9 protein-coding genes are annotated in these 9225 nt (G+C 65.1%); 6 read left to right on the top strand and 3 right to left on the bottom strand.

The features are described from left to right. Nucleotides 1–143 precede the first annotated feature (143 nt). The gene (locus GDH07_RS21745; RefSeq protein WP_022639980.1) at nt 144–692 is read left to right on the top strand and encodes an RNA polymerase factor sigma-70; all 549 of its coding nucleotides are present in this window, start codon (nt 144–146) and stop codon (nt 690–692) included. Between the two features lie 49 nt (nt 693–741). Here GDH07_RS21745 and GDH07_RS21740 read toward each other — a convergent pair whose 3' ends face one another. The 3 genes from GDH07_RS21740 to GDH07_RS21730 form a co-directional block, all read right to left on the bottom strand. After that, a complete protein-coding gene (locus GDH07_RS21740; RefSeq protein WP_031320234.1) occupies nt 742–1101 on the bottom strand; it encodes a hypothetical protein in 360 nt (119 codons plus the stop codon). An 89-nt stretch (nt 1102–1190) separates the two neighbouring features. Then, nucleotides 1191–1985, bottom strand: a complete 795-nt coding sequence (locus tag GDH07_RS21735) for a substrate-binding periplasmic protein (protein ID WP_031320236.1) — start codon at nt 1983–1985, stop codon at nt 1191–1193. A gap of 96 nt (nt 1986–2081) precedes the next feature. Next, a complete protein-coding gene (locus GDH07_RS21730) occupies nt 2082–2705 on the bottom strand; it encodes a TetR/AcrR family transcriptional regulator (protein WP_343038307.1) in 624 nt (207 codons plus the stop codon). A 187-nt stretch (nt 2706–2892) separates the two neighbouring features. Here GDH07_RS21730 and GDH07_RS21725 point away from each other — a divergent pair, with 187 nt between their 5' ends. The 5 genes from GDH07_RS21725 to GDH07_RS21705 all read left to right on the top strand — a co-directional run bounded on the left by GDH07_RS21725 (nt 2893) and on the right by GDH07_RS21705 (nt 9211). Continuing rightward, nucleotides 2893–4683, top strand: coding sequence for an acyclic terpene utilization AtuA family protein (locus GDH07_RS21725; protein ID WP_152898832.1), 1791 nt, complete (start codon nt 2893–2895; stop codon nt 4681–4683). A gap of 9 nt (nt 4684–4692) precedes the next feature. Continuing rightward, on the top strand, nt 4693–5562 hold the full coding sequence (locus GDH07_RS21720) for an SDR family oxidoreductase (RefSeq protein WP_053133048.1): 870 nt from the start codon (nt 4693–4695) through the stop codon (nt 5560–5562). Nucleotides 5563–5565: 3 nt separating this feature from the next. Continuing rightward, complete coding sequence (gene atuC / locus GDH07_RS21715) at nt 5566–7182, top strand: geranyl-CoA carboxylase subunit beta (RefSeq protein ID WP_152898831.1); 1617 nt, start codon at nt 5566–5568, stop codon at nt 7180–7182. Nucleotides 7183–7259: 77 nt separating this feature from the next. Continuing rightward, nucleotides 7260–8417, top strand: a complete 1158-nt coding sequence (gene atuD, locus GDH07_RS21710) for a citronellyl-CoA dehydrogenase (RefSeq protein WP_022639987.1) — start codon at nt 7260–7262, stop codon at nt 8415–8417. After that, complete coding sequence (locus GDH07_RS21705; protein ID WP_152898830.1) at nt 8414–9211, top strand: enoyl-CoA hydratase/isomerase family protein; 798 nt, start codon at nt 8414–8416, stop codon at nt 9209–9211. Before atuD ends, GDH07_RS21705 begins: the two co-directional genes overlap by 4 nt. Nucleotides 9212–9225 lie beyond the last annotated feature (14 nt).

The raw sequence follows: 9225 nt of genomic DNA, 5'->3' as shown, positions 1-9225 counted from the left end.
TTCGCAATCTGTAAATCAGGAGAGCATTAGTTCTTTTTCTCAATTGACAATCATTATCATTCAGCCTAATTTGTCGCTCGATGTGTAGGACGAATCTGACCCCGCAGTAGTCCCACTACCCTCTTTGCAACAAGGTGATTTCCATGACGGAACAAGTATCCACAAGCAGGTGCGATTCACCGTTACTCCAGGCTTTTGTCGATAACCGCCTGATCCTGGTCAAGATTGCAGCACGCATCACCGGCTGCCGGTCCAGGGCCGAGGACGTCGTCCAGGACGCTTTCTTCCGGCTGCAATCGGCACCGCAGATCACCTCATCGTTCAAGGCCCAGCTCAGCTATCTGTTCCAGATCGTGCGCAACCTAGCCATCGATCACTATCGCAAGCAGGCGCTGGAGCAGAAGTACTCGGGCACCGAAGAGGAAGGCTTGAACGTCGTCGTCCATGGCGCCTCACCTGAAACTTCCCACATGAACTTCTCCACCTTGGAAAACATTGCCGAAGCATTGACCGAGCTGCCCTCGCGCACTCGCTATGCCTTCGAGATGTATCGCTTGCATGGTGTCCCACAGAAAGATATCGCCAAGGAACTGGGCGTTTCGCCGACCCTGGTGAACTTCATGATTCGCGATGCCCTGGTGCATTGCCGCAAAGTCTCGGGCAACCGCCCCGACACCTTCGCCCGTCGCTGACCCGCGACCGGTGCCGGGCCGTGGCGCCCAGCACCAGAACCGCTCGGGCTCAGCTCTCGAGCAGGCCGCTCCGGCCCAGGACCAGCAACGCCGCACGCTTGTGCAACAGATCGAATTCCTGCTGGCAATACCGACAACGGTCATGCCCGGCACACGCTGGCTCGTGGTTGGGAACCGGGGGGCGCTCGCAACCCGGTGGGTCCAGGTACAAGGCATGCACCTGGGCCGACAGCCAGAACGCCAGGCGGTCCTGGCGGGCCGCCTCCATGGCCTGCGCATCCACGGCCCCGGACTCTTGTCCCTCGACATGCAATGCCTGGAACAGCATCCGCCGTGCGGCAATCTCGTCGATGCCCAGCATGGCGCCAGTGCCTGGGGATTCAACGCTCAGCGGATTCACAAGGGCCATGGCAAGGTCACCGTCGAATGGGCATTCAAGCAAGTGACGTGGGCCGCCAGGAAAAATTTAGCCCGCCGTGAACCGGGCCGGAAACGGGCTCAAGCGTGGGGAACGGGCGTGACCACGATGCGATAAGGCTCGAAGATCTTCAGCATCTGGCCGTTGTCCCGCAACCTTTGCAACAACCCGGCGAAATCCCGGGCGCTGATGGGCGCCTTCGGCCGGATCAGGCTGTAGTGGTGGTAGACCTGGTCGATGCGCTCGGAAACCAGCAGGCGATCGGTACTGTCGACGTTGCGGGCCAGGAAGTCGCTGAGGTAGGAACGCGTCACCAAGGCGATATCCGCCCTGCCGCGCAAGACCATCAGCAAATTGCTGTCATGGGAATAGGTCAGCGTGGCGTTGAAGGTATCGGCCAGGTAGCGGGTATCGGCATTGAACTGGGCGAAGGCGTAGTGATAACCGCTGAACAGGGCCAGGCGCTTGCCCGCAAGGTCGGCGAAGTATTCCTGGCCGCGCCCGGGCTGGCGCTGGGCGACGAAGATCTCCGCATCCTCGAGCCCCATGTCGACGCTGGTGTGTTCGATATCCTGCCAGCCCCAGGCGGGGTTCTCGAAGATCGCCATGTCCACCCGCCCCTGTTCGAAATCGCGAAAGCGCCGGGGAATCGAAGTGGGCACCAGGACGAACTGGTAATCGCTCTGGGACTGGTTCAGCGCCTCCACCAGTTGCGGCAGCAGGCCAGTGTCGGCCCCGGTTTCAGGGCGTACGGTGTAAGGAGGGAAATGGGCCGCCGCGACCCGCACCAGTTGCGCCGAGGAGGCCGGAGCGACCCAAAGTGTTGCCAGAGCCAGCAAAAGCATTCGCAAGGCTGGCCGCAAAGGCAGGGACATCAAGGCAACACACCTCGGGCAAGAGAATGGGAATGCCGTAAAGCTAGGCGTTTTCGGACGCTTCGACAATCTGGCAAGCGATAATTAATCGGCGTTTCAGTGATCCTTCAGTACCAGCAGCAAGGCCTCTTGCGCTAACTGTTCCAGGGTCATGCTGCCCTCGGCGCGAAACCAGGTGGTGGTCCAGGACAGGGCACCGGTGAGAAAGCGCCGGGTGATGAACACATCGCCCCTGATGAAACCGGCTTCCTTGGCCTCGCCCAGCACTTGCAGCCAGATCTGCTCGTAGATATCGCGCAGGGCCAGGACCGCCGCCTGGCCCTCGGCCGATAGCGAGCGCCATTCGTAGACCAGCACCGCCATGGCTTCGCCGCTACCGCCCATGATCGACTGCAGCTCGCAGCGGATCAGCGCCAGCACCCGCTCACGCACGCTGCCGGCCTCGGCCAGCTCGGCGCGCATCAACGCGGTGTTGTAGTGGATGGTCTCCTGCATCACCGCCCGCAGGATGTCGTCCTTGCTCTTGAAGTGGTGGAAGATGCTGCCGGACTGGATCCCCACCGCGCCGGCCAGGTCACGCACGGTGGTGCGTTCATAGCCCTTGTTGCGAAACAGATGCGCAGCCGTGCGCAACAGCTTGCCCCGGGCGCTCTCGGGATCGGTCACTTGCCCGCTGGTGATCAGCTCGCGCACCACCTGCAAGGCTTTTTGCTCGTCCACCGGTGTTCTCCTACCTTCACTTCATCGATAGCCCTGGGGCCGGGCCCGTTAAAACCGGGCACGGCGCGCAATTTAAGCCCCCTACCGCCCCCAAGCAAGCGCTTGGGTAGAAGAATAGCCCAGGGCATTTACAAACCAAGCGCTTGCTTGGTAGCCTCCGTGCAGTTCTTTCCTCGAGAGCCCCGCCATGACCAAGACCGTACGAATCGGCTGTGCCAGCGCCTTCTGGGGCGACACCAGCAGCGCCGCCGCGCAACTGGTGCAAGGCGCCAGCCTGGACTACCTGGTATTCGACTACCTGGCCGAGATCACCCTGTCGATCATGGCCGGGGCCCGCATGAAGGACCCGGCGGCGGGCTACGCCACGGACTTCCTCGAAGTGCTCACTCCGCTGCTGGGCTCGATCCACGCCCAGAACATCCGCGTCATCAGCAATGCCGGCGGGGTCAACCCCCAGGCTTGTGCCGACGCCCTGCGCGCCGCCTGCGCCAAGGCCGGGGTGCCGCTGAAGGTCGCCGTGCTGCTGGGCGACGATCTGCAACCACAGTCCAAAGAGCTGGCCAGCGCCGCAATCGTGGAAATGTTCACCGGCGCCCCACTGCCGCCCATGTGCGTATCCACCAACGCCTACCTCGGCGCCCCGGGAATAGTCGCCGCCCTGGAACTGGGAGCGGACATCGTCATCACCGGGCGCGGGGTCGACAGCGCCGTGGTCAGCGCCGCCCTGGTGCATGAGTTCGCCTGGTCCTGGCATGACTACGACCGCCTGGCCCAGGCCGCCCTGGCCGGGCACATCATCGAGTGCGGCGCGCAGTGCACCGGTGGCAACTTCACCGACTGGCGCGACGTGCCGGACTACGAGCACATAGGTTTCCCCGTGGTGGAGGTCCAGGCCGACGGCCGTTTCGTGGTGAGCAAGGCACCGGGGACCGGCGGCCTGGTCAGCCCGCTGACGGTGGGCGAGCAACTGCTGTATGAGATCGGCAACCCCCAGGCCTACCTGCTGCCGGACGTGACCTGCGATTTTTCCCAGGTTCAACTGCAGCAAAAGGCCCCCGACGAAGTCAGCGTCCAGGGCGCCCGGGGCATGCCTCCCAGCCATCAATACAAGGTCAGCGCCACCTACCCGGACGGCTTCCGCTGCACCGCCAGTTGCCTGCTGGCCGGCATCGACGCGGTGGCCAAGGCCCGTCGGGTCAGCCAGGCGATCATCGACAAGACCAGCGAGATGTTCAGCCAGCGTGGCTGGGGCCCCTACAGCGAAGTGAACATCGAACTGCTGGGCAGCGAGGCCACCTACGGCCCCCACGGCCAGCGCCAGGACAGCCGCGAAGTAGTGATCAAGCTGGCCGTGCGCCATCCGAACAAGGCGGCCCTGGTGCTGTTCTCCCGGGAGATCGCCCAGGCCGCCACCGGCATGGCCCCGGGACTGACCGGCATCGTCGGCGGACGGCCGACGGTGTACCCGGTGATCCGCCTGTTCTCATTCTTGCTGGACAAGGACCGCTGCCGCCTGGAAATCGACTTCGCCGACCAGCGCCATGCCTGCTCCCTGCCTGAGCCCGACCCGCTGGACCCAGGCGCCCTGCCCGTTCCCCACCCGCTGCCCAAGCCCCAGGGCCAGGCCGATGCCAGCGTGCCCCTGGTCAAGCTGGCGGTGGCCCGCTCCGGCGACAAGGGCAACCACAGCAACATCGGGGTCATGGCCCGCCACCCCGACTACCTGCCGTGGATCGCCGAGGCCCTGGCCCCGGAAGTCCTGGTGGACTGGATGAGCCATGTGCTGGACCCGGTCCATGGCCGGGTCCAGCGCTGGTACCTGCCGGGCACCCACAGCCTCAACTTCCTCCTGGAAAACGCCCTGGGCGGCGGTGGCGTCGCCAGCTTGCGCATCGACCCCCAGGGCAAGGCCTTCGCCCAGCAACTGCTGGAAATCCAGATCCCGGTGCCCCAGCGCATCGCCGACGCCGTCAATTAAGGAGCTGCCGTGGTGTACGACTCGATCTTCAAAGCGCAATTGTTTGCCGGCCAGACCATCCTCGTCACTGGCGGCGGCAGTGGCATCGGCCGTTGCACCGCCCATGAGCTGGCGGCCCTGGGCGCCCGGGTGCTGCTGGTGGGGCGCAAGGCGGAAAAACTCCAGCAGGTCGCCGGCGAGATCGCCGAGGACGGTGGGCTGGTGGATTGGCAAGCCTGCGATATTCGCGACGAGGATGCAGTCAAGGCCCTGGTCGGTGAGCTGATCGAGCGCTTTGGCCCGATCCATGGCCTGGTGAACAACGCCGGCGGCCAGTACCCGGCGCCCCTGGCCTCGATCAACCAGAAGGGCTTCGAGACCGTGCTGCGCACCAACCTGGTGGGTGGTTTCCTCATGGCCCGGGAAGTGTTCAACCAGTCCATGAGCAAGCACGGCGGCAGCATCGTCAACATGCTCGCCGACATGTGGGGCGGCATGCCCGGCATGGGCCATTCCGGCGCTGCGCGCTCGGGGATGGACAACTTCACCAAGACCGCCGCCTACGAATGGGGCCATGCCGGGGTCCGGGTCAACGCCGTGGCCCCAGGCTGGATCGCCTCCAGCGGCATGGACACCTACGAAGGCGCCTTCAAGGCGGTGATCCCCACCTTGCGCGAGCATGTGCCGCTCAAGCGCATCGGCAGCGAATCGGAAGTCAGCGCGGCCATCGTGTTCCTGCTTAGCCCCGGCGCGGCCTTCATCAGCGGCAGTACCTTGCGCATCGACGGCGCCGCCAGCCTCGGCAGCCGCGCCTGGCCCCTGGGCAAGGCGCGCAACAGCCACTCGTACAACGGTTTTCATCGGGCCTACCTGCCCGATGTGCTCAAGGACGGGGAATAAGCCATGCCGGTGATCCAATCCCAACTCGACCCCCACAGCGCGCAATTCGCCCAGAACCAAACGGCCATGCTGGCCGGCCTGCAACAGCTGCGCGACATCCAGCAACACCAGTTGGACAAGGCCGCGGAAGCCAAGGCCAAGTTCGAACAACGCGGGCAGTTGCTGCCCCGGGAACGCCTCAACCTGCTGCTGGACCCGGGCGCGCCGTTCCTCGAACTGGCCGGCATGGCCGGCTACAAGCTGCACGACGACAAGGACGGCAGCCAGGCCGGCGGCGGCCTGATCGCCGGCATCGGCTACGTCTGCGGGGTGCGCGTGCTGGTGGCGGCCAACAACAGCGCGATCAAGGGCGGCACCATTTCCCCCAGCGGCCTGTACAAGTCCCTGCGCCTGCAACAGATCGCCATGGAAAACAAACTGCCAGTGGTGACCCTGGCCGAAAGCGGCGGCGCCAACCTCAACTACGCGGCGGATATCTTCGTCGAGGGCGCACGCAGCTTCGCCAACCAGGCGCGGATGTCGGCCATGGGCCTGCCGCAAATCACCGTGGTGCATGGCTCGGCCACCGCCGGCGGTGCCTACCAGCCCGGGCTGTCGGACTACGTGGTGGTGGTGCGCGGCAAGGCCAGGCTGTTTCTCGCCGGGCCGCCCTTGCTCAAGGCCGCCACCGGCGAGGTGGCCACCGACGAACAGCTCGGCGGCGCCGAAATGCACGCCCAGGTTGCCGGTACCGCCGAGTACCTGGCGGAAAACGATGCCGACGGCATCCGCATCGTTCGCGAGATCGTCAGCCTGTTGCCCTGGAATGCCCAACTGCCGGCACCGCCGCCCAGGACCTGGAGCGAACCGCTGTATCCGATAGAGGAACTGCTGGGGCTGGTTCCCGACGACCCGAAGAAACCCTACGACGCCCGGGAAATCGTCGCACGCCTGGCGGACGGTTCGCAGTTCCTGGAATTCAAGGGCGAGTTCGATGCCCAGACGCTCTGCGGCCACCTGCAGATCCAGGGCCGGGCCTGCGGTTTCATCGGCAACAACGGCCCGATCACCCCCCAGGGCGCGAGCAAGGCCGCGCAGTTCATCCAGCTTTGCGACCAGAGCCAGACCCCGCTGCTGTTCTTCCACAATACCACCGGTTTCATGGTCGGCACCGAATCCGAGCAGCAAGGGGTGATCAAGCACGGTTCGAAGCTGATCCAGGCGGTGGCCAACGCCCGGGTGCCGAAGCTGACCATCGTGGTCGGCGGCTCCTACGGTGCCGGCAACTATGCGATGTGCGGCCGCGGCCTGGACCCGCGTTTCATCTTCGCCTGGCCCAATAGCCGTACCGCGGTGATGGGCGGCGCCCAGGCCGGCAAGGTGCTGCGCATCGTCACCGAGGCCAAGCACGCCAAGAACGGCCAGGAGTCCGACCCGAAGATGCTCGACATGCTGGAGCAGGTCACCGCGCAGAAGCTCGACAGCCAGTCCACCGCACTGTACGGCAGCGCCAACCTGTGGGACGACGGCCTGATCGACCCGCGTGACACGCGCACCTTGCTGGGCCTGCTGCTGGACATCTGCCATGAAGCCCAGGTGCGCCCGCTGCAACCCAACAGCTTTGGTGTGGCGCGGTTCTGATCGCGCAGAACGGCCCACAGGTAGTGGGCCACAACGATCCGCTGGCGGCGTCACTCAACTTGAGAAGGACAACAACAATGATCTTCACCCAGGAACACGAAGAACTGCGGCGCACGGTGCGCAATTTTGTCGAGCGCGAGATCAACCCCCATGTCGATGAATGGGAAGAAGCCGGGCGCTTCCCCATCCACGAGATTTTCCGCAAGGCCGGCGAGCTGGGCCTGCTGGGCATCTCCAAGCCGGAGAAGTTCGGCGGCATGGGCCTGGACTACAGCTACTCGGTCGTTGCCGCCGAAGAGTTCGGCACCATCCGCTGCGGCGGCATTCCCATGTCCATCGGCGTGCAGACCGACATGTGCACTCCCGCCCTGGCGCGCTTCGGCTCCGATGAGCTGCGCGATCAGTTCCTGCGCCCGGCCATCAGCGGCGAGCAGGTGGGCTGCATCGGCGTTTCCGAGGTCGGTGCCGGCTCCGACGTAGCCGGGCTCAAGACCCACGCCCGCAAGGACGGCGATGACTACGTGATCAACGGCAGCAAGATGTGGATCACCAACTCCCCCAGCGCCGACTTCATCTGCCTGCTGGCCAATACCTCGGACGACAAGCCCCACGTCAACAAGTCGCTGATCATGGTGCCGATGGACACCCCTGGCATCAGCCTCAGCCCGAACCTGGACAAGCTCGGCATGCGCAGTTCGGAAACGGCCCAGGTGTTCTTCGACAACGTGCGGGTGCCCCAGCGCAACCGCATCGGCCACGAAGGCGCCGGGTTCATGATGCAGATGCTGCAATTCCAGGAAGAACGGCTGTTCGGCGCGGCGAACATGATCAAGGGCCTGGAGTACTGCATCGACAGCACCATCGAGTACTGCAAGGAGCGCAAGACCTTCGGCAATCCGCTGATCGACAACCAGGTGATCCACTTCCGCCTGGCCGAGCTGTCCACCGAGATCGAGTGCCTGCGGGCCCTGGTGTACCAGGCCACCGAACAGTACGTGCGTGGCCAGGACGTGACCCGCCTGGCCTCCATGGCCAAGCTCAAGGCCGGGCGCCTGGGCCGCGAGGTCAGCGACAGCTGCCTGCAGTACTGGGGCGGCATGGGCTTCATGTGGGACAACCCGGTGGCCCGGGCCTATCGCGATGTGCGCCTGGTGTCCATCGGCGGCGGTGCCGACGAGATCATGCTGGGGATCATCTGCAAACTCATGGGCATCCTGCCCGGGAAGAAGAAATGAGCCTGTTGCCGAGTTGCCAGACACTGTTGCTGGAATCACGCGACGGCGTGCTGTTCATCACCCTCAACCGCCCCGAGTGCCGCAACGCCATGAGCCTTGAGATGGTGGCGGAATTGCGCGCGGTGCTGGCCGCCGTGAACGCGCGCCGCAGCATCCGGGCCCTGGTGCTGCAGGGCGCTGGCGGACACTTCTGCGCTGGTGGCGACCTCAAGGACATGGCCGGCGCCCGGGCCCGGGGCAATGCGGCCTACCGTGAATTGAACCGGGCCTTCGGTGCGTTGCTGGAAGAGGCGCAGAAAGTCCCCCAGGTGCTGGTCTGCGTACTGCAGGGCGCGGTTCTCGGCGGCGGTTTTGGCCTGGCCTGCGTCAGCGATATCGCCATCGCCGAGCACTCGGCGCAGTTCGGCATGCCGGAAACCAGCCTCGGCCTGTTGCCGGCGCAGATCGCCCCGTTCGTGGTCCGGCGCATCGGCCTGACCCAGGCCCGGCGCCTGGCGCTGACCGCCGCCCGCTTCGATGGCGAACAGGCCCGGCAACTGGACCTGGTGCACTTCGTCGAGAACGACGCCACGGCGCTGCAGGAACGCCTGGAGCAGCAGCTGGCGCAGGTCCTGCGCTGCGCCCCCAGGGCCAATGCACAGACCAAGGCCCTGCTGCTGGCCAGCGTCGACCAGCCACTGGGGCCGCTGCTGGACCAGGCTGCCGATGACTTCGCCCAAGCCGTCGGCGGCGAGGAAGGGACCGAAGGCACCCTGGCCTTCGTGCAGAAACGCCAACCGTCCTGGGCCGGCTGACGCCCCACACAGAC

This window comes from Pseudomonas piscis, from assembly GCF_009380155.1.
In the GTDB taxonomy this organism is placed as follows: domain Bacteria; phylum Pseudomonadota; class Gammaproteobacteria; order Pseudomonadales; family Pseudomonadaceae; genus Aquipseudomonas; species Aquipseudomonas piscis.
Note: the sequence above shows the minus strand (reverse complement) of the source record. Positions and strands in the feature narration are given on the sequence as shown.